This is a genomic window from Bifidobacterium sp. M0404 (assembly GCF_016101415.1).
Lineage (GTDB): Bacteria > Actinomycetota > Actinomycetes > Actinomycetales > Bifidobacteriaceae > Bombiscardovia > Bombiscardovia polysaccharolytica.
This window is the reverse complement of the sequence record NZ_JACFQP010000001.1, coordinates 218352-238599: the sequence shown is the minus strand read 5'-3', so window position 1 is coordinate 238599 and position 20248 is coordinate 218352. Positions and strand designations below refer to the sequence as shown.

Genomic DNA, 20248 nt, shown 5'->3' with positions numbered 1-20248 from the left:
ATTCCTAATAATTCTACGATGGTATTCCGAATATCAGATTTATATTCTCAGAATTTACTTTTGTCCCTCCATTGGGAGACGAGGGTCAAGCGGGACTGCTTCTACGGCTTGGTAGATCCAGTTCTGTCCGGGATCAATGGTGACCTTCCAGTCACGCTCTCCACCTCCCGCCATGACATTGAGATAGTAGAGGTCGAAGCCAGGGGCTGCAATGGAGGGGCCGTGCCAGCCGTACGGTATCAAGACCGTGTCACCCGGCTGTATCTGAGTGAGGATATCAAGTGGCCTGTCGTCCGAGGCAGACGCACCCTGATAGCCAAAGGGCCTCACCCCCTCTGGAGCCCCCGGCAGGGGCTGCATGTCGAAGTAGTATATTTCCTCCAAAGCAGTCTCATCCGGACCGGCCTGATCATGCTTATGCACCGGGTAGGAGGACCAGGACCCGCTTGGGGTGATGACTTCACAGACCAGAAGGCGTTCGGCCTGGATATTATCCATCATTCCAAAGTTCCTGGCTTCGCGGGAGATAGGCCCATTGCCGCGCAGGGCGACGTCAACATCCTGCGCTGGAACAAGCTGGTCCGGGAAATGGGTTGTGGCAGGCGCCGAGGCAACCGCCACCCGGCCAGCCTGGACTGCTCGAATGGTCAAGGGGCTGTCACAGCCGATATAGACCGTATCTGTGGGGGTGCTAAACACGTCATGACGACCACGAAGGTGATAGGTACCCCTGGGAGAGGTCACATCATAGGAACCGCTCAAGGGCACCACCATACGTTCCCAGGCTCCGGCAGGCAGACTCACCTGCTCCCCCTGGTTCAGCCTAGCAACCTGCAGACCCGCATATTGCCAGCCCGATACCGCCTGGCTGTCCTGGGCACCCAGAGAAACTTCCCAGTCTCCCTGTGATGCACTTCCCTTGGGGTACACCCATCGTGTCATATTCATCCCTCCATTGTCTTTTCGCCTATATCGGCTGTGTGCTTGACTTTTGCCTGACCTGGCCGGTTCTATTGGGCTGAGACGAACTCCTTCAAGGTAGCCGTGACCAGAGAGTGGTCATAGATCGAGGGCAGCCCGGAGACGGCTGTAACCCCAAACACCAAGCCACTGGGCAAAAGAAGCGGGAAAGCTCCGCCATGCGCCGCAAAGTCGTGTGCATTCCTTCGTGAGCTCACGTCAAAATCCTCCTCCTTCTGCTGAAAGTCGGTGCCTACATAGAGTGAGGCATGGCCATAGGCAAGCACCACATTCCCCTTGCGCTCAGCCCAGGCGTCATTGTCTTCTGCAGCCCCGGGAATGGCCGCATGGAAAGCCCTCTGCAAACCCAGGCGTATATCGATGGCGACTGGCAACTGCAGGCGGTGGGCTGCAGCGTAGATGGCGCTGCCTACCTCCCAGGCATCATCCACGCTAAAGTCGCTGAATCGCAGTTCCTTCTCCTGAGACTCGATAAACTGTTTACGCTCGGCAAGCTTGCCCTCGTTGGCATCGAATATTGCCTTGTACTCGTTATACCTTTTCACTACTGCATCAACTGAAATCTGTTTCATCATGACTCCTTTGTATTCATCTGAGTTATATTCCAATCCTTATTGGAATTACGAAAATTCTTATCGTGCAGTGCGAGACCTACTACTTATGAGGTCTCATCCCCTGCACTGGGCGAAGGCCTGCCCAAAGGCTTGGAGGGCCTTATCGCTGTCGCCTGATGCATACCCCTCCATCCCGATTGGGCCAGTGAAATCAGTCTCATTGACGGCTGCCGCCACCTGTTCCCAGCGCACCTCCCCGGTGCCCGGCTCGCACCGGCCAGGGACATCGGCCGCCTGGAGCTCACCGATATAGGTGTTGGCCTCCTTGACGGTCTCGATGAGATGGCCATCATCCTCCTGGGCATGGTAGAGGTCCAGCATCAGTTTGAGGTTGGGGCTGTCGACACGCTTGACCAGGGTCAGCGTTTCATAGCTATGGCAGAAGGGGACATGCGGATGGTCAACCCTCGAGTTGAGATTTTCCAGCAGGTAGGTCACCTGATTCTCCTGGCCCAGCTCGGCGAACCTCGACAGGGTGTCATAGGCGTTGAGCCACATATCGGGAGTGACCCGGTCAATCCACTTGGCTGCCTTGCCATCGACCAACTCAGCACCGTGGATTACAAGCTTGTCGATGCCAAGATCCTTCAATTCCGGCAGGATCTCTTTGGCGGTCCGCAGCATCTCTTCGCTGTCATCGGGATAGGCAAGGTTGCCATGCACGTAGCCCTGAGCACAGTTGATGGGCACCCCGGTAGCCTTCAGCTTGTTCAGATCATGACTGTAGTGGGTCCAGATATCCACTCCGAAGCCCATCTGGTCAATCCGCTTGATTCTCTCCTCGATAGGAAGATCCAGATAGACCATTTCAGCGCAAATCGTCAATTGATTGTGTGCCATCGTACTATTTCCTTTCCTTATGACCGCCCACCTGCCGGCAGGCAGTCCTGTTCATTCAGAGTTCCTGCTCAGGCTTCCGCTTTTGCAGTACGGGCCCTCGCCTCCTGTTCAATCTTCTCCAGGCTCTTCCCCCTGGTCTCCGGAATGAAGGCCTTGGTAAAGAAGACGGCTCCTACATTGATGAGTGCGAAAATGAAGAAGGTGACCGCTCCCCCGACCGCGTTGAGCAAGGGAAGGAAGAGGAGGGAGATGATAAAGTTTGCCGCATTCATGGCCACATTGGCATATCCCACGCCCTTGCCGCGGACCTTTGCCGGGAATACCTCAGCAATGAGCAGCCAGGTCACCGGCGAGACCATGCCCTGGGCGAAGGCGAGATCAAACATGACCAGACCGATGAGGAGCCAGGACATGCTGGTGGATGGATGGTTGGGGTCGATAAAGAGATAGCAGACCCCTACCAGGGCCAGGAAGACAGAGACCCCGCCCAGGCCGATCATCAGTGCAGTGCGGCGGTTTATCTTGTCGATAAAGCCGAGGCCACCGATGACGGCAGCAACAGACGAAACAATCATGACCGGAACCATGGCGATAATCGAGTTATCAGGGTCGATGCCCAATGTGGAAGAGAACATGGTAGGAGCGAAGAAGTTGATGGCGTTGGAGCCGACCAGCTGGTTTATCAGGGCTGCACCAACTCCTGCGATCAAGACCCTACGCAGCCAGGGGGTAGAGAAATTCTCCCTGGTCCCCTTCGTCTCATTCTTTTCCGCCGCCTGGAAGGAGGTGAAAGTCTCCTCCGCCTCGGACTTTGGACGAGTTTCCAGCAGGAGCTTGACTGCCTCGGTTTCCATACCATGCCTGGCAAGGAAGCTTGGCGTTTCATGGACAAAAATTGCCGTTATGACCAGTAGGACGGCTGGAACCACAGCCGCCCAAACCATGGCATGCCAATCTGCCTTGACTGCCAGGACAGCGTTGACCAATGAGGCGAGCAGCTGGGAAATATTGATCATGACCGAATTGACCGAAACCAGTCGGCCACGCTGCGCGGATGGCGCCATCTCACCAAGATATATGGGGATCACACAGGAGGTCGTCCCCACTGCAAAGCCTACGATCATCCGGGAGAAGGCAAAGAAGGCGATGTTGGTTGCTAGAGCACACATTAGCGCCCCGACCAGAGCGAGAAGAGCCCCATAAAGGATCAGTCGCTTGCGCCCCAAGCGGTCTGCCAAGTTGCCGCCGCAGAAGGAACCAACAGCACAGCCTAGGAGCATGACCGCAGTGATGATGCTCTGATTCCAAGCGCTGAGCTGATTATTGGACCCGTCAAAATTCATCGTTACGAGCGCCCCAGACAGGAAGGTTAGCGTATAGCCATACAGTCCCCCGCCGAAAATTCCCACCACGACCATCATGGTGACATAACGTTTGCGGTTGCGGGCCAAGGCTTCGACATCCATGTCTTGGGAGGCCTCTTGAAATGTTCCCATGTTTATTCCTGCTTCCCATTGACACCAAATTTGACACCGTTATCAAATTACGGTCAACATGTTCAGTATACGAAATAAAATACAAAAAAGAAAATCAAAAAGGCAAAAAACTTATGTTTTTCAGAAAACTATCCAAGAAATAGGAATATGGCCTAGACAGTGGGCTTGTTGGGACGTTTTTAACGGCAAAACTAACCGCAGACAGCCTGAGCCAGCCTTCGAACGCCACTGCCTCCTTCAGGGCTGGGCATCAAGCCTGAGAATGGGACGAGTTTCCCAAAAGCTGACTTGATTCCAGCCGATCTACATAGGCCGTGAGCTGTCCTGCCAGTTCTTCACAGCGCGGCATCATCGCGTCCGCGAATCCTCCGGTTGATAGGGCTCCGACCACCATGCCATCCTGTTTAGAAAAGATAGGGACACCAATCGAGGCCACACCGATGGTGATGTCCTCATTGGAAATAGCGAATCCTCTCTCCCGAATCTGCTTGATATCGGTACGCAGAGCGCTGGCAGTGACCAATGAGTTCTCATTATAGCCCGCAAAGGGCGCCTGTTTCAGGTAGTCATTCTGGATCTGCTCATCGGAATAGGCCAGGCAAACCCGGCCAGCAGCACCGGCGAAGAAGGGCAAGGTACCACCCGGCCGCAGGATCAGCGCGTCAATGCTGGGCCCCTGTGCGCATTCCACGCAGACGGTTTCGAAGCCACTGATGACGGTCAGGAAAGTCGTCTGCCCGGTAAGAGTCGTCAACTCAGCCAAGAGTTCATAGGCATTGGGCCATTCAGTCAAGGAGCTGCGCGCCACATCAGAGAGATTGAGCCAGCTTAAACTCAGTGAATAAGTATCGTCCTGGTTGGCCTTGACCAGACCGACTTGGACCAATCCATCCAGGATCCTATAGGCGGACGAGCGGGGAATGCCAGAGGCAGCCGCCACTTCTGCAGGCCCGATACCGTTGTTGTCAGCCAGGACGTCGATGATCTTCCCAGCCTTGAAAAGGGCTCCGGTCGGCTCCTGATTGCTGGCCTTACTGCTCGCTCTTACCATCGAACCTTCCCTCTTCGCCATCAACCACATAGCCCAGTCCCTGCGATATCTCCCCGGCAGCTTGGAGCAGGCTGGTCACCTCACGCAAATCGGCACCTGATTCAACCAAAGCCCTACTGGATCGAGACAGCCCGCTATAACAGGCCGCAGCCCTGATGTGACCAGCATGATCGAAGATCGGGGCTGCCAGGGTTAGCGCCCCTGGTACTGTTTGGTCAACATCGTAGGCATACCCTCGTTGGACCACCTTTTCAGCCATCTGCATCGAGCGCTCCCGGAAGGTGGACAACAGCCCACCGAGGTCAGCGTTGTAGCGATAGTGCTCGATCAGGCGCTCAAAACGCGCTTGATCCAAAAAGGCCAGAAGCACGTCTGAAGGTGCACCCAGACTGATCGGCAACGAATAGCCGATCTGAGGCGAGCGCAATCGACTCTGCCCCAGGAAGGTCATCTGCACGCAGACCGAGCGCACATAGTGGCGGACAAAAAGGCTCCAGCTGCCGTTCGAGCCCTCCTGCCTTTTAAAGACATGCCTGGCGATGCTTTGCACATCCAGCCTCGCCTCGATACGGCCGCCAATGCGCACACAGGCGATGCCCAATCGGTATTCGCCGCGATGCAGGCCATGATCCACCCAGCCCAAGGTCACGAGATTGGAGAGCAAGCGGTAGGTGGAGCTGGCAGGTTCGTGCACATAGGCGCTGATTTCATGGATGCTGGAGGGGCCAAGCTGTTCCAGAGCGTCAAGCACCGCCTTGGCCTTAGTCAGGGTGCCAACGCTGTGTCCCGAGTCAGATTCGGTACCCTGCCTCATGGCACCCTCCTTCTTGTCCTAGATAAACCATCCATGCCCAGTGCACATTATATGGTGTCAGCAGGCTATCTTCCTCACAACAGGGCCCACTCCCGATTGGCACTGAGCCGTGCCAACCTGCACCCGACCTCCCGGGTTTGCGAATCGAAAAGCTCAGAGCATCAGGGCACCAGCAGGGTGTACTTGGTGGTCATATATTCAAAGATGCCTTCGGCTCCTCCCTCTCTACCGACACCCGATTGCTTGACTCCGCCAAAGGGAACCGTGGCATCGGAGAGTACGCCGGAATTGATGGCCAGGACACCGGACTCACTACGGCGCTGCATGAGTTCACTGCGCTTGATCGAACTGGTATAGGCATATGCCGCCAGCCCGTACGGCGTGTCGTTAGCAGCCTCAATGCCCTCCTCGTCGCTGCCAAAACGGCTCACAGCAAGGACAGGCCCGAAGATTTCCTCGGCATATACCCGAGCCTTGCGAGGAACCCGGTCCAGGAGCGTCGGCTGGAAGTAGCGTTCTCCATGCTCATCCCTGTGACCGCCGACAATCAGCTCCGCCCCTTGGCTGACTGCCTCATCGACTAGGCCGCCAATGCGCTCTACGGCCTTGACGTCAATCAGGGGGCCGATATCGGTTGCCACATCCATACCGTCACCCACGACCAGGGCCTCGATGCGATCCTTCACCTTGGCCACAAACTCATCGGCAACCCCATCCTGGACCAGAATCCTGTTGGCTGAGGTGCAGGCCTCCCCATAGTTGCGGAATTTGGCCAGCATGACCCCGTCAACAGCCGCGTCAATGTCGGCATCATCAAAGACCACAAAGGGGGCGTTACCGCCCAACTCCATGGAGGTGCGCAGCACATTGTCAGCCGCCTGCTTCATCAGCTTGACACCCACAGGGGTGGAACCTGTAAAGCTCACCTTACGCAACCGCTGGTCGGCAAAGAGGGCATCTGAAATGTGGGAGGAATGGGAGGTTGTGATGACATTGACCACACCCTTAGGCACCCCTGCCTGTCGAAGAATCTCCACCAGCGCCAAGGTGGTAAGAGGGGTCAGCTCGGCAGGCTTGACCACCACGGTATCGCCGGCAGCCAGGGCTGGGCCAATCTTCCTTGTTCCCATGGCCAGCGGGAAGTTCCAGGGGGTAATCAGGTAGCAGGGGCCCACCGGATCGTGGGTGACCAGACCCTTGCGGCCGTCTGGCAGGTGGAAAGTCCTGCCATATTCACGCATGGCCTCCTCTGAGAACCACTTGAGGAAGCCGCCACCGTAGTCCACCTCCCCCAGCGCCTGCTTGAAACTCTTGCCCATTTCCCGGGTCATCAGCTCTGCAAAAATCTCCTTGTTGTCCATCAGGGCCTCATAGGCAGTTTGCAGAATGTTCCTTCGTTCTTCGGGCGTTGACTGGCCCCAGGACTCCTGTGCCCTGTCAGCACTGTCCAGAGCCGCCAACGCCTCCTGCTTGTCCCCGTCTGATGCCTGGTAGAGCGTAGAGCCATCAGCAGGGTTTTCTACTGTAAACACCTTGCCACTATCGGCAGCCCTCCACTGTCCATCGATAAACAAACTCTTTCCCGACTGGGGAAGCACTGACTCGACCTTGTATTTCCACATACCGTCTACTCCTCACTTTCGCCGCTTCTTTGCAGCAATTACATTCCTTTGCGCAGATAAGCAACTACAACATACTAAATTTTAGACATTTTGTCCATTTAATGATATTTTTTACATATGTAGTCAGTAGTATTTGATTTGACTGCCATGACCCAGTCCGGTCCCAGACGGAGGCAGGCAGGGCAAGGACGCCTGCAGGCATGAGCCGGTGGCTATTTGAGGGTATGTATACAAGAAAGCGAAGGATAAAGCGAAATGGTATCAACGATACGATTGACAGTCGGACAGGCCATTGTGCGGTTCTTGGAGGCGCAGCAAGTCACCCGCGACGGGCAGACCAACACCTTCTTCGGAGGTGCCCTGGGCATCATGGGCCATGGCAATGTCGGTGGCGTTGGGCAGGCCTTTTTAGAAGAGAAAGAACGAATGCGCTTCATCCAAGGGCGCAATGAACAAGGCATGGGCCACATAGCCGTTGGCTACGCACGGCTCAAAAACCGCATGGGAGCCATGGTCGTGACCACCTCCATCGGTCCAGGAGCCGCCAACCTAGTAACTGCTGCTGGCACGGCAACGGTCAACCATCTTCCCGTCCTCCTGCTGCCCAGCGACATCTTCTCCACCCGTCGTGCCGGTTCAGTCCTGCAGCAGATAGAGGATGAACGCTCCTATGATGTTTCCGGCAACGACTCCCTGCGCCCCGTCAGTCGCTACTGGGATAGAATCAACCGCCCTGAACAGCTCCCGACAGCGCTCTTGGCAGCCATGGAAACGCTGACGAACCCAGCCAAGACGGGGGCGGTAACCCTCTGCCTGCCCCAGGATGTTCAGGCCGAAGCCTACGACTTCCCCACTTCCCTCTTCAAGGAACGCATCTGGAGAATCGGCCGGCCCCGAGCGGATGCGGACGCTTTGGCTGCAGCCGCCGAAGCCATACGTGCCAGTAAACGGCCCTTCATTATTGCCGGCGGCGGTACAGTCTACTCTTCGGCCAGCCAGGACTTGACCGACTTCATTGAACATACCGGCATCCCCGTTGGCAGCACTCAGGCCGCCAAGGGGGCTGTAGCCTATGAGCATCCATTGAACGTCGGACCCCTCGGCTCCATCGGACTCAAATATGCCAATCAGCTAGCACGCCAAGCCGACCTGATCATCGGCATCGGAACCAGGTACACCGACTTTACTTCAGCATCGAATACCATGTTCCAGGACCCCTCGGTGCACTTTGTCAATATCAACGTAGCTTCCTTTGATGCCAACAAGGAAGCAGCCATCGCGGTCGTCGGGGATGCCAGGGAGGCAATTCGTGAACTGAGCCGAGCCCTGAAAGACTGGCAAGTACCTTCTGACTACCGCAGGCAGGCTGAAGAAGCTGCAGATGAGGCAAGAGCGGAAGTTGTTCGGCAGACCCAACATATTCCTGGAGACGACAAGCTCGGTCAAAAGGAGGTGATCGGCATTGTCAATAGTTTCGCCAAGCCTCAGGATGTGGTGGTCAACGCGGCCGGATCCATGCCTAGCGATCTGCAGAAGCTCTGGCGGCCAGGATCCCCTCTGGGCTATTCAGTCGAATACGGATACTCCTGCATGGGATACGAAATACCAGCTGGCCTAGGGATGCGCATGGCAGCACCGGATCGGGAGATCTTCACCTTCATCGGAGACGCCTCCTTCCTCATGTACCACCAGGATGTCCTCACCGCCATTCAGGAACATGAAAAAATCATCATTATTTTGGTCGACAATCACGGGTTCGGTTCCATCAACACCCTCTCCCATCAGGTCGGATCACAGGGGTTTGAAACCCGCTTCTACATGAAGAATGAGCAGGGACTGGAGGACAAGGACCACTACCTGCCCATCGATTTCCCGAAGATATTGGAGGGGTATGGTGTACCCACCTATTGCCCCACTAACGCCGAGGAGCTCAAGGACGCAGTCAAGAAGGCCGTAGATGGCGAGACCATAGCCGCCATCTACGTGACGGTAGACCCTGTTGTCCGCGACAACTCATCCCAGGCCTGGTGGGATGTAGCGACACCCCAGGTGGCCCATATAGATTCCAGCAAGCAGGCCCACCAGGCCTATGAGGAGGTACGCACCAAGGAGCAGAAGCTTTACCTGTAAGTTTCATCCTCTCCAGGTCCAACCTATTGCTGGGCAGAAACCTGGAAATATCAATGATGGGGTGGGGAACACCTTTCGCGTTCCCCACCCCATCATTGTGTTTTACACCTTGGGTCCTCTGCTAAACAACCAGAGAGTACATCCTTGGCCTTTTTATTTATTCAGCTGAACCTTCTGCTGGTTCATCGCCCAAGGGACGCTCTGCCCGCTCTACCTGGGAGGCGTCCTCAGAGAGATCGGCATCTGGGGTGGCAGACACTGGGGCTCCAACCAGTTCAGGCTCCTGGTTCTGTCCATCGGCAGAGCTAGCCGCATGACGGGGTCCCTCGAAGGGCTTGCCCGTGAAGGTGAACTCGCCTAGGATGCCCTCACCTTCTGCGTCGACCTGAACGGACTCATTGTCCGTAAGATCGCCCATGAGAATCTTCTCGGAGACCGCATCCTCGATGTCCCGCTGGATGACGCGGCGCAGAGGCCGGGCACCCAGGAGCGGATCGAAGCCCTTCTCGGCCAGCAGGTCCTTGGCCTTGTCGGTCAGATCCAAGGACATGTGGCGTTCGAAGAGACGATCATTGAGCTGAGCGATGTCCAGATCGACGATCTGACGGACCTGAGGCTCGGTCAGCTGCTGGAAGACAATGATGTCATCCAGTCGGTTCAGGAACTCGGGCCTGAACTGCTGCTTGAGCTCACTGGTCACCTGGTCCTTCATCCTCTGATAGGAGGTCTCGGTGTTGCCACTCACGTTGAAGCCGGTGTTTGCTGCCTTGGCGATGTCGCGGGTTCCCAGGTTGGTGGTCAGGATGATAATGGTGTTCTTGAAGTCCACCATGCGACCCTGCCCATCAGTCAGATGGCCGTCGTCCAGCACCTGCAGCAGGGTGTTGAAAATGTCCGGATGGGCCTTCTCGATCTCGTCGAAGAGGACCACGGAGAATGGCTTGCGCCTGACCTTCTCGGTCAGCTCGCCGCCCTCTTCGTATCCCACGTACCCCGGAGGGGCACCGAAGAGACGAGAAGTGGAATACTTCTCCGAGAACTCGGACATATCCACCCGGATCAGGGCATCCTCATCATCAAAGAGGAACTGGGCCAGAGCCTTGGCCAGCTCGGTCTTGCCCACACCGGTGGGTCCAGCGAAGATGAAGGAACCTGCAGGACGCTTGGGATCCTTGAGGCCCACACGGGTACGGCGGATGGAGCGGGACAGGGCGGAGACGGCCTCATCCTGACCGATGATCCGCTTGTGCAGCTCCTTCTCCATACCCAGGAGCTTCTTGGACTCGGCCTGGGTCAGCTTGAAGACCGGGATGCCGGTGGTCGAAGATACCACTTCGGCGATCACATCCTCGTCGACGACCATCTTCACGTCGGACTCGCCCTCGTGCCAGGCCTGCTCCTTCTCCTTGCGCTCGGCCTCCAGCTTCTCCTGGCTGTCACGCAGCTGAGCGGCCTTCTCGAAGTCCTGGTCCTTGATGGCCTGGTCCTTCTGGGCGGAGATACGATCCACCTTGGCATCCAGCTCTTTGAGCTCTGGCGGGGCAGTCAGCCGCTTGATGCGCAGACGTGCACCAGCCTCATCGATCAGGTCTATAGCCTTGTCAGGCAGGTTCCTGTCCTGAATGTAGCGTGCAGAGAGCTCAGCCGCCGATTGCAGGGCCTTGTCGGTGATGGTGACGTGGTGATGATGCTCGTAGCGACCGCGCAAACCCTTGAGGATCTCGATGGTCTGGGCGATTGTGGGCTCGGAGACCTGAATAGGCTGGAAGCGCCTCTCAAGTGCTGCGTCCTTCTCGATGTACTTGCGATACTCGTCGGTAGTGGTGGCACCGATGGTCTGCAGCTCGCCGCGGGCCAGCAGGGGCTTAAGCATGTCAGAAGCGCCCAGGGCCCCGTCGGCCGAACCCGCGCCAACGATGGTGTGAATCTCATCGATGAAGAGAATGATGTCGCCCCGGGTCTTGATCTCCTTGAGCACCTTCTTCAGACGCTCCTCGAAATCGCCACGATATCGTGAACCGGCCACCATGGAACCCAGATCCAGCGAGTAGACCTGCTTGCCCTTGAGCGTCTCCGGAACATCGCCCTCGTGGATCTTCTGCGCCAGGCCCTCGACCACGGCGGTCTTGCCCACGCCAGGCTCGCCAATCAGCACTGGGTTGTTCTTGGTCCTCCTGGACAGAACGACCATGACCCGCTCAATCTCGTTGGCTCGGCCGATGACCGGGTCAAGCTTGCCTTCAGCGGCTTCCTGGGTCAGGTTCCTGCCGAACTGGTCCAGGATGGCCGAACCGGTCTGCCCGCCCTTGTTGGAAACGCCGCCAGCATTTGCCAGATCGCCCTTGCCAGCGTCGCCGCCTTCATGGTTGCCGCGAATCATGTCAATAGTGGCGGTCCGCAGATCGCCCAGGTCCACACCCATCTTGATCAACACCTGGGTGCCGACGCCCTCACCCTCACGAATGAGGCCGAGGAGGATGTGCTCAGTGCCAATGTATGAGTGACCTAATTGAAGAGCTTCGCGCAGCGACAGCTCCAAGACCTGACGGGCGTGCGGCGTGAATGGGATGTGCCCATTGGGGACCGCATTGCCCTTACCGATCATCTCCTCAACCTGCTTGCGTGTGGCATCCAGTTCCACGCCCTTGGAGGCCAGGGCCTTGGCGGCAACACCGTCACCTTCCCTGATCAGGCCCAGGAGGAGGTGCTCGGTGCCGATGTAGTTGTGCTGCAGGGTGCGGGCCTCTTCCTGCGCCAGCACAATCACCCGCCGCGCACGGTCGGTAAACCGTTCGAACATACTTGTCCTTCCCTTTGATCCGTAATTCACTCTACAGATTTACGGTGACGTTTATTCTCGGCCCGCCGGTGATTGCGCTCTGAACGCAACAAGGCCTTGGAATCAGTCCTCTGAGCCGTCTTCCGACTCCATCTGCTCCATCAGTTCCACCTCAGGGCGCTCCTCGCGTGGCTTCTGCCTGACCACATCAATATGAAGATCGTCATAGGCCGGCTGGGACTGAACCCAAAGATGGGACTCCTCCTGGGGCTCGATCTCAGAATGCTCACCACAGCCATGATCCAGGGAGACCACACGCCCATCGTCCGGGCTCCAACGATTCGCGCACACGCCGAACATAGTCCCCAGATCGCCAGCCAGGGGAATCATGAAACCGCAGGTCTCGCATGCCTTGCCCTTGGCCGTCCGGGTCGATAGGGACTTGGGACCGTGCTGACCCTCGTACCAGCGCTTGGCGGTGGCCGTCCTAGCCTCGGCAGTCATCACGTGCCGGCGGCTCAGAGCGAAGCGATCGACAGCCTCATCCAGGTCGGCGGCAGAGGTCTGTGCATCGAAGGAAACCTGATCATTCGGTTCTTGCTTGTGAACGTCTTTTTCGCCACCTGAGCGGTCTACCAGGCGGAAGACCGCACCGTCAGTCCCCTGATCGGCACCATCAGCATCAACCGAGGCTGATGCTATCTGGCCTTCTTTATTCTCCTCTGAGGTCTGCTCTACTTCAGAATTCTGAGGCACTGCCTGCGCAGGTTTGTATCCGGCTGTCAGCCTGGAATCGTCGGGATCTGTTCCCATAACGTCGGTTACGCTCAGATCCGAGGGCAACAGGCGATCCTTCCAGGGAACCCATGCCGGGGGTTGCAGGGCCGCATCAGTAGGCACCAGCGACGATTCATCCACAGTCCAGGTATCGGCATCCTCATCGCGGTAAAGGGTGACCGACCACTGCCAGCCCTCGTATCCCTTGATGGCCGAGGTGAACCGGTAGTCCCAGACTCCATCCCCAATCGGGGTACGGCCGACCAGTTCACCGACCTCATCGCTGTCGGCAGCCACGCTCAGGGCCACTCGCCTGGCCAGTTCCTCAGGATCCAGGTCCTCTTGAACCATCTATCACACCTTCATCATCAGTGGGACCGGACAAGACCGATCCACATCGGATTCTTCTCGCCGTCCACTCAGTCCGGCACATCAAAGTCATCGGCCACAGCCCTCAGAAGGGTGGCCAGCTTGGCGGATTCGGCCCGGCCTGGATAGTGGTGCCGACGCAGGCCATTGCCAGCCGAGTCCAGCAGCTTGATCAAATCCTCCACGATGGCGGCCATATCGTCCGGATCGGGTCGTTTGGCGCGCAGGATGGAGGGGGTCGGCCCCACCAGCTTCAGATCCAGGGCCTGGGGGCCCTTGCGGCCCTCAGCCACCGAGAACTCCACCCGGGATCCCTTGCGTATAGTGGATACTCCAGCAGGTAGTGCTGATGAGGGCAGGAAGACATCCCCACCTTGTTCATCCGTGATGAACCCGAACCCCCGCTTGGCGTCGTACCACCGTACTCTCCCGCTGGGCATGCTCTGCCACTTCCTTACGTTGCTTCTTGAACAGGTATATCCGAAATCAGTCTACCTGAATGGAGAGGGCAGGACGACCCATCTTGTCATAGGCGTACGGGACGGCTGACAGCAGGATTGGCTTGATCCTCGGCGCCCTCCTGATCCCGCCTGACACCCTGGGGTATGACGATGGTGAAGGTCAAGCCGCCTCCCTGAGTCTGCGACGCGCAGATGAATCCCTGATGGGCCTTGACAATGGACTGGACGATAGCCAGTCCAAGCCCCGTACCGCCCTTCTCCCGAGCCCTTGACGGGTCGGCGGTGTAGAAGCGCTCGAAGAGCCTGGACCTAGATTCCTTCGGGACACCAGGTCCATGGTCAACCACGCGGATGATGGCATAGTCGGTGCCCACATGGCTGTTTTCTGCCACCTGGATCGCCTCGGTCAGGTGTCCCAGCGAGGACTCAGTGGCATCCAACCTGGTCAGATCCGCTGGAGCGATGGTCGCCTTGACCAGACCCAGCCCCACCTGGACCGGCGAATCAGATGGGGTGTAGCGGTGGATATTGCCCACGATGTTGGTAATCACCTGACGAAGGCGGCTGGGATCGCCTGTCACCTGTACCGAGGGCAAGGGTCCTTCCTGGATATCCAAGCTGACCGATGGACCCAGGTGCCCGCCCACGGTGATTTTCTCCTTGCTGCGTCCCTTGAGGCCTGACAGTCCCTTACTGGCTGTGGCTGGCATCTCCTGGGGAGCAGGCTGATCCTCAGTATGCAGGCAAACCCTTCCGGTAGCAACCTCTCTTCCCAGATCCAGAGCATGCAAGTCGTCCACTCCGTCTCGCACCAGACCGGTCAAATCGACCGCCAGGGTCGGGTCGATTCCCCTGCCCTCATCCAGGCGAGCAAGCGAAAGCAGATCCGTGACCAGGACCGTCATCCTGGTGGAAGAATCCTCGATGTGCTGGATGGATTTGTCTGCACGCTCCAAAGCCCCTGGATAATCGCGCTGCATCCTGTAGAGCTCTGCATAGCCGTGGATGGCGGCCAGAGGAGTGCGCAGCTCGTGACTGGCGTCCGAAACGAACTGCTTCATCTTTTCAGTGGTCTGGCGCTGTTCGTCGAAGGAATGCTCGATTCGCGCCAGCATGGCATTGAGGGATGCCGCCAGGGAGCCCACTTCGGTATTCTCCGGGAAGCTGGGAATGCGTTGGGAAAGGTCGCCGGCCGCTATCTTTGCAGCAGTCTTCTCGATGCGCTTGAGGGGAACCAGAGTGGACTGAATCAGCAGGACCGAGATGACTCCTCCCAGAAGGACCACTACGACGGAAATGATCATGCAGAAAGCCGTCAAATCATGCACGGCCTCATCCTGGTCGCTCATGGACAGACCGATGAAGAGCACACCACTGATTTCGGAACCGTCCAGATCATTGCGCAGCTTCCACTGCATGGCCACCACACGCCATGAGGCCCGGGCTCGCTTCATGGTGTCGCGGTCGGGCGAGGCTTGTTTGGAGACCCGCACATATGCAGGTACCGTGGTCGGCTGGCCAAGGGGTATCGAACCCAGGCTGCCGTCGGCGGGCAGACGCGGGCGGGAGATGACCCCGTTGACCTGCATGGGATTGAGGTCGTCCGAAATGATGTGCAGGTCGTCGTCACGAATCTGCAGGAAGTAGTCGGTGGGACCCAGGCCGTTCTTGCTCAGATCCTCCTGGCGCAAAAGCGTGGCGTTGCGGATGCCCAGATTGGCCTGGCGAATCAGCTGGGAGTCCGTACGTTTCATCAGATAGTCGTCAGCCATCTGGCAGATGGCTACAGAGACGCCCACCGTACCCACGATGAGCAGGATGAGCATGCTGGCCACAAGTTTGGTACTTAGGGGAATCGCAGCCAGAGGCGACCTGGGCATGGACCTGCCCCTCGGCTTGCCGGAATCGGCTCCCCTGCCGGAGTCCGAACCCTTGAACGACCTGGACCTGTCGGCCGACCTCGAATCGGGAACAGCCGATTGTCCTGTCTCAGGGGTCGGACTCTGGGGACTAGTCACCATCGCCGCCATCCGACGCGTTCTGCCTAGGGGCCCGAATCATGTAACCGATTCCTCGCTTGGTCTCGATCAGCGGGGTGACCTTGCGCTCACCGCCGTGCCCATCGCTGACAGTGATGCCATCCACCTTCTTGCGCAGGTAGGAGATATAAGATTCCACGATGGCCGCATCACCGCCCCAGTCGTATTGCCAGACATGGTCCAGAATCTGGGCCTTGCTGAGCACGCGACCCTCATTATCCATCAGGTAGCGCAGCAGCTTGTATTCGGTCGGGCTCAGGTCAATCGGTCGGCCAGCCCTGGTGACATCGTGGGAATCCTCGTTGATCTCCAGATCACCCACGCGGATGATCGGGTCATCCTCCTGGTGCTCGCGGGTTCTGCGCAGTATAGCCTTGATTCTGGCCACAACCTCCTCCAGGCTGAAGGGTTTGGTCACATAATCGTCGCCACCCACAGTCAGCCCCATGACCTTGTCCTGGGTGTCATCCCTGGCGGTCAGAAAGAGCACCGGCGCTTCGATTCCCTCCTGGCGGATACGGGAGGTGACTGTGAACCCATCGATGTCAGGCAGCATGACATCCAGGACAATCAAATCGGGCTGGATGCGCTCAATGACCTGAATGGCCTCAGAGCCGGACGCCGCGGTCTCAACCGCAAAGCCCGCAAAATGTAGGGAAGCCACCAGCAGATCCCTGATGGACGGTTCGTCGTCGACCACGACCAGTTGTGCTTGCGTCGGTTTGCTCATGGCTTCAGCTTGCCGCCTCTTTCTGGGTATTGTCTGAAAGTTCGCTGACTGTCTCGGTCGGACCTGGTTTCTTCTTCACTGAACTGGACCTGCGATGATGAGCCCCGCTTCGGCTGCTACGACGCCACCAAATCGTAACGGCCACGCCCAGAATAACCAGGACCACAACCGTTACCGAAAGAGCGATGATCATGACCCGGTGATGCCTGTGGTTTTGCTCAAGAGTCTCCACTTGGGTCATCATGGCCTTGGCCGAGCCCACCCAATCAGGATTGCGGCTTTTGGCGACCGGCTCCAGAGCAGCCTGCGAGAGCTGATCCACGCTGGATTGGTCCTTGAGCCAGGCCTGCGAGTTGCTGGAGACCGCCACGACCAATTTGCCGTCCTGAGAGGCCACGGCCAGCATAACCGTGTCTTGGGCAGGCTTCATCGATTCGAGCGCCCGGGATGCCCAGATCTCCGGCTTGACGCCCTCGTAGAAATGCGGCAGGTAGAGCAGTCGGACCGATACTCCTGTTTGCTCTGCGGTCTCCTCGATCGCATCCTTGACGGATCCCACATCCGAACCTAGCAGATTCTGTGGATCAGTGATCGTGTCGGTCATGGTTCCGGCCCCAGTCTGAGGCTCATCGGCAAAGACCCTGGTCGGTCCAAGGGCGCCTGTAATCAAAACCATCAAGAGCAGGAAAGCCAGAACCCGCCTCATGGCCGGAGCGCAGCCTGGACTCGCCTTGTGGAGGAAGACTCGTTCGACCACATGGGTCCGTAGACGGGGCAACCGCGTGAACACTGTCATAGTGTCCACAGTAGCGGCTGACGGCATCGGACTCCCCCACCATCACCGCCATTCACGGAAAGGACAACCATGACACGGTTCCAAGTTGATTCAGACCAGATACAGACAGCCTCCGGCGCAGTCAGCGGCTCAATAGGGGCCATCAGAGATGCCGTGGCGGGAATGTACACCAACCTGGACAATCTCCAAAGCGTCTGGCAGGGCTCGGCGGCCAGCCAATTCGCCACAGTGGCCCAGCAGTGGCGCGCCTCGCAAGCCCAGATGGAACAAGCACTTGAAGGCATCCAGGCGGCATTAACCCAAGCTTCGGCTCTTTATGCAGATACAGAAGCCCAGGCCACACGCCTCTTCGCCGGAGCCTGAGCATCGGGCCTATGTACTGGCAGCTCAGAGCTATTTGACCATTTGACCATGGCGCATCGGGTCCAGACCTGCAGGCATAGGGAAATACAGAACAGGCGATAAAGGAAAGCAGACCATAAAACAGAAAGGGGCCTGCGCACCATATCCCGATGCGCAGGTCCCTGTTCTTGGCGATCACTGGGTTCAGCCGAAAAGCCCGGCCGAACCTCAGGGGATCAGTAGCCCATATCGCCCTGAGGCTGAGCGGCGGCAGGTGCCGGAGGCTCAGGCTTGTTGGCCACGACAGCCTCGGTGGTCAGGAAGAGCCCGGCGATTGAGGCTGCATTCTGCAGCGCGGAACGGGTCACCTTGACGGGGTCGGCCACGCCGGCCTCCAGCAGGTCCTGATACTCGTTGTTGGCTGCGTTGAAGCCCTGGCCAGCAGGCAGCGAACGGACCTTGTTGATGACCACGTCACCGGAGACTCCGCTGTTCTCAGCGATCTGCTTGATGGGGGCCTCGATGGCGCGGAAGACGATGGATGCGCCGGTGGATTCATCACCATCCAGCTTGACATCCTTCTCAGCCTTGGCAGCGGCCTGAACCAGAGCCACGCCGCCTCCGGGCAGCAGGCCCTCTTCGATGGCGGCCTTGGCGTTACGGACAGCATCCTCGATGCGGTGCTTACGCTCCTTGGCCTCGACCTCGGTAGCTGCGCCGACCTTGATGACGGCAACGCCGCCGGCCAGCTTGGCCAGCCGCTCCTGCAGCTTCTCGCGATCATAGTCGGAATCGGTGTTCTCGATCTCGGTGCGGATCTGACCCACGCGGGCGGAGACCTCGTCCTTGGAACCGCCACCGGAAACGATGGTGGTCTCATCCTTGGAGACGATGACCTTCTTGGCGGTGCCCAGCACGCTCATGTCGATGGAGTCCAGCTTGAGACCAAGCTCATCGGAAACCACCTGTGCGCCGGTCAGGATAGCCATATCCTGCAGCATGGCCTTGCGACGGTCGCCGAAGCCAGGAGCCTTGACAGCGCAGGAGTTGAAGGTGCCGCGGATCTTGTTGAGGATCAGGGTGGGCAGCGCCTCGCCATCCACATCCTCAGCGACGATCAGCAAGGGCTTGCCGGTCTTCATGACCAGCTCGGCGATGTGGACCACGTCCTGCTGGCTGGAGACCTTGCCCGAGGTCAGCAGAATGTAAGGATCATCCAGAACGGCGGTCTGGTCATCGTTGTTGGTGACGAAATAGGGAGCGATGTAGCCCTTGTCGAAGCGCATGCCCTCGGTGAACTCCAGGTCCAGGCCGAAGCGGTTGTTGTCCTCGACGGTGACCACGCCGTCCTGGCCGACCTTGTCCAGAGCCTCGGCGATCTCATTGCCGATCTCGGGGTCGCCTGCAGAAATGGTGGCAGTGGCAGCAATCTGGTCTTTGGTCTCGACTTCCTTGGACTGGGCCACGAGTTCCTTGACGATGGCGTCAGCAGCCTTCTCGATGCCGCGGCGCAGGGCAATGGGGTTGGATCCGGCGGCCACGTTCTTCAGACCCTCATGCACCAGGGACTGGGCCAGCACGGTAGCGGTGGTGGTGCCGTCTCCGGCGACGTCGTCAGTCTTCTTGGCGACTTCCTTGACCAGCTCGGCGCCGATGCGCTCGTAAGGATCCTCCAGGTCGATCTCCTTGGCGATGGAGACGCCATCGTTGGTGATGGTCGGTGCGCCGTAGGACTTGTCCAGCACCACATTGCGGCCCTTGGGGCCCAGCGTGACCTTAACCGTGTCGGCCAGCTTGTCCAGGCCGGCAAGCATGCCCTGACGAGCTTCCTCGTCATACTCGATGATTTTTGCCATTGTTGCTTCCTCCGTCATGGCTTGAGGTTTCATGACCCACCGTCGGCGTGGAACGGAACCCGACCGTCAGCTGTCGTGTTATCACTCCCGCACCTCGAGTGCTAATTCAGCAGATTAGCACTCGTCTGGGCCGAGTGCCAACCCGAAGGGAAAATACGCTACAGGCTGTATGTCATATCAGACTTAACGTACCGGCCACGCCTGCAGACAATCCACACCCCGCGTAATCCTGGCCCAACGTCTGGATATGGGCTAAGGAGCTATAAAAAAGAACCCCGGAATAATCCGGGGTTCCATGACGAATACAGAAGACGACAATCAGAGCTTGGTGACCTTGGTTGCCTGCAGACCCTTGGGGCCCTGCTCCACCTGATATTCGACCTTATCTCCCTCATCAAGGGTCTTGAAACCATCGGACTGAATGGCTGAGTAGTGCACGAACACGTCCTCGCCGCCATCGTCAGGATTGATGAATCCGTAACCCTTGCCAGCGCTGAAGAATTTCACAGTGCCTTGTGCCATAACTAACTTCCTTAACATAGGTGCCGCGT

General features: G+C 58.0%; 17 protein-coding genes. 2 read left to right on the top strand and 15 right to left on the bottom strand.

Annotated features, from left to right (window positions below; all coding sequences use genetic code 11):
• Nucleotides 1–54: 54 nt before the first annotated feature.
• From iolB to H3T93_RS00975, 7 genes are all read right to left on the bottom strand, one after another.
• Nucleotides 55–942 (bottom strand): 5-deoxy-glucuronate isomerase, encoded by an 888-nt coding sequence (iolB, locus tag H3T93_RS01005; protein WP_110425484.1) that lies wholly within the window; start codon nt 940–942, stop codon nt 55–57.
• Between the two features lie 68 nt (nt 943–1010).
• Complete coding sequence (locus tag H3T93_RS01000) at nt 1011–1556, bottom strand: heme-degrading domain-containing protein (RefSeq protein WP_082097768.1); 546 nt, start codon at nt 1554–1556, stop codon at nt 1011–1013.
• Nucleotides 1557–1649: 93 nt separating this feature from the next.
• Nucleotides 1650–2435 carry a TIM barrel protein gene (locus tag H3T93_RS00995; protein WP_046323111.1) on the bottom strand — a complete coding sequence of 262 codons (786 nt, stop codon included), beginning with the start codon at nt 2433–2435 and terminating at the stop codon, nt 1650–1652.
• A 68-nt stretch (nt 2436–2503) separates the two neighbouring features.
• Complete coding sequence (locus H3T93_RS00990; RefSeq protein WP_052733348.1) at nt 2504–3931, bottom strand: sugar porter family MFS transporter; 1428 nt, start codon at nt 3929–3931, stop codon at nt 2504–2506.
• Between the two features lie 250 nt (nt 3932–4181).
• Nucleotides 4182–4982 (bottom strand): IclR family transcriptional regulator, encoded by an 801-nt coding sequence (locus H3T93_RS00985; protein WP_186363900.1) that lies wholly within the window; start codon nt 4980–4982, stop codon nt 4182–4184.
• Nucleotides 4963–5796, bottom strand: a complete 834-nt coding sequence (locus H3T93_RS00980) for an IclR family transcriptional regulator (protein WP_046323113.1) — start codon at nt 5794–5796, stop codon at nt 4963–4965. Before H3T93_RS00980 ends, H3T93_RS00985 begins: the two co-directional genes overlap by 20 nt.
• Nucleotides 5797–5957: 161 nt before the next feature.
• Nucleotides 5958–7418: an NAD-dependent succinate-semialdehyde dehydrogenase gene (locus H3T93_RS00975; RefSeq protein WP_144177371.1), complete on the bottom strand. Its 1461-nt coding sequence runs from the start codon at nt 7416–7418 to the stop codon at nt 5958–5960.
• Between the two features lie 255 nt (nt 7419–7673).
• Here H3T93_RS00975 and iolD point away from each other — a divergent pair, with 255 nt between their 5' ends.
• Complete coding sequence (iolD, locus tag H3T93_RS00970) at nt 7674–9548, top strand: 3D-(3,5/4)-trihydroxycyclohexane-1,2-dione acylhydrolase (decyclizing) (RefSeq protein WP_144177373.1); 1875 nt, start codon at nt 7674–7676, stop codon at nt 9546–9548.
• 157 nt (nt 9549–9705) lie between these two features.
• Here iolD and H3T93_RS00965 read toward each other — a convergent pair whose 3' ends face one another.
• The 6 genes from H3T93_RS00965 to H3T93_RS00940 form a co-directional block, all read right to left on the bottom strand.
• Nucleotides 9706–12348, bottom strand: coding sequence for an ATP-dependent Clp protease ATP-binding subunit (locus tag H3T93_RS00965; RefSeq protein WP_232346957.1), 2643 nt, complete (start codon nt 12346–12348; stop codon nt 9706–9708).
• Between the two features lie 102 nt (nt 12349–12450).
• The gene (locus H3T93_RS00960) at nt 12451–13455 is read right to left on the bottom strand and encodes a DUF3027 domain-containing protein (RefSeq protein WP_144177375.1); all 1005 of its coding nucleotides are present in this window, start codon (nt 13453–13455) and stop codon (nt 12451–12453) included.
• A gap of 68 nt (nt 13456–13523) precedes the next feature.
• The gene (locus H3T93_RS00955) at nt 13524–13913 is read right to left on the bottom strand and encodes a cold-shock protein (RefSeq protein ID WP_015022102.1); all 390 of its coding nucleotides are present in this window, start codon (nt 13911–13913) and stop codon (nt 13524–13526) included.
• Between the two features lie 86 nt (nt 13914–13999).
• Complete coding sequence (locus H3T93_RS09100; RefSeq protein ID WP_269749163.1) at nt 14000–15814, bottom strand: sensor histidine kinase; 1815 nt, start codon at nt 15812–15814, stop codon at nt 14000–14002.
• Nucleotides 15815–15944: 130 nt separating this feature from the next.
• Nucleotides 15945–16703, bottom strand: coding sequence for a response regulator transcription factor (locus H3T93_RS00945; protein WP_110425491.1), 759 nt, complete (start codon nt 16701–16703; stop codon nt 15945–15947).
• 4 nt (nt 16704–16707) lie between these two features.
• Nucleotides 16708–17499: a TPM domain-containing protein gene (locus tag H3T93_RS00940; RefSeq protein ID WP_144177377.1), complete on the bottom strand. Its 792-nt coding sequence runs from the start codon at nt 17497–17499 to the stop codon at nt 16708–16710.
• 69 nt (nt 17500–17568) lie between these two features.
• Here H3T93_RS00940 and H3T93_RS00935 point away from each other — a divergent pair, with 69 nt between their 5' ends.
• Nucleotides 17569–17862 carry a WXG100 family type VII secretion target gene (locus tag H3T93_RS00935; RefSeq protein ID WP_015022106.1) on the top strand — a complete coding sequence of 98 codons (294 nt, stop codon included), beginning with the start codon at nt 17569–17571 and terminating at the stop codon, nt 17860–17862.
• A gap of 215 nt (nt 17863–18077) precedes the next feature.
• Here the strand turns inward: H3T93_RS00935 and groL are convergent, their stop codons facing one another.
• Together groL and H3T93_RS00925 are read right to left on the bottom strand one after the other, a co-directional pair.
• Nucleotides 18078–19697, bottom strand: coding sequence for a chaperonin GroEL (groL, locus tag H3T93_RS00930; RefSeq protein ID WP_024626575.1), 1620 nt, complete (start codon nt 19695–19697; stop codon nt 18078–18080).
• Between the two features lie 318 nt (nt 19698–20015).
• Complete coding sequence (locus H3T93_RS00925; RefSeq protein ID WP_015022108.1) at nt 20016–20219, bottom strand: cold-shock protein; 204 nt, start codon at nt 20217–20219, stop codon at nt 20016–20018.
• Between the last annotated feature and the right edge of the window lie 29 nt (nt 20220–20248).

Coding starts and splice junctions, on each gene's coding strand:
- iolB (WP_110425484.1), bottom strand. CDS start 942: ATGACACGATGGGTGTACCCCAAGGGAAGTGCATCACAGGGAGACTGG.
- H3T93_RS01000 (WP_082097768.1), bottom strand. CDS start 1,556: ATGATGAAACAGATTTCAGTTGATGCAGTAGTGAAAAGGTATAACGAG.
- H3T93_RS00995 (WP_046323111.1), bottom strand. CDS start 2,435: ATGGCACACAATCAATTGACGATTTGCGCTGAAATGGTCTATCTGGAT.
- H3T93_RS00990 (WP_052733348.1), bottom strand. CDS start 3,931: ATGGGAACATTTCAAGAGGCCTCCCAAGACATGGATGTCGAAGCCTTG.
- H3T93_RS00985 (WP_186363900.1), bottom strand. CDS start 4,982: ATGGTAAGAGCGAGCAGTAAGGCCAGCAATCAGGAGCCGACCGGAGCC.
- H3T93_RS00980 (WP_046323113.1), bottom strand. CDS start 5,796: ATGAGGCAGGGTACCGAATCTGACTCGGGACACAGCGTTGGCACCCTG.
- H3T93_RS00975 (WP_144177371.1), bottom strand. CDS start 7,418: ATGTGGAAATACAAGGTCGAGTCAGTGCTTCCCCAGTCGGGAAAGAGT.
- iolD (WP_144177373.1), top strand. CDS start 7,674: ATGGTATCAACGATACGATTGACAGTCGGACAGGCCATTGTGCGGTTC.
- H3T93_RS00965 (WP_232346957.1), bottom strand. CDS start 12,348: ATGTTCGAACGGTTTACCGACCGTGCGCGGCGGGTGATTGTGCTGGCG.
- H3T93_RS00960 (WP_144177375.1), bottom strand. CDS start 13,455: ATGGTTCAAGAGGACCTGGATCCTGAGGAACTGGCCAGGCGAGTGGCC.
- H3T93_RS00955 (WP_015022102.1), bottom strand. CDS start 13,913: ATGCCCAGCGGGAGAGTACGGTGGTACGACGCCAAGCGGGGGTTCGGG.
- H3T93_RS09100 (WP_269749163.1), bottom strand. CDS start 15,814: ATGCCCAGGTCGCCTCTGGCTGCGATTCCCCTAAGTACCAAACTTGTG.
- H3T93_RS00945 (WP_110425491.1), bottom strand. CDS start 16,703: ATGAGCAAACCGACGCAAGCACAACTGGTCGTGGTCGACGACGAACCG.
- H3T93_RS00940 (WP_144177377.1), bottom strand. CDS start 17,499: ATGACAGTGTTCACGCGGTTGCCCCGTCTACGGACCCATGTGGTCGAA.
- H3T93_RS00935 (WP_015022106.1), top strand. CDS start 17,569: ATGACACGGTTCCAAGTTGATTCAGACCAGATACAGACAGCCTCCGGC.
- groL (WP_024626575.1), bottom strand. CDS start 19,697: ATGGCAAAAATCATCGAGTATGACGAGGAAGCTCGTCAGGGCATGCTT.
- H3T93_RS00925 (WP_015022108.1), bottom strand. CDS start 20,219: ATGGCACAAGGCACTGTGAAATTCTTCAGCGCTGGCAAGGGTTACGGA.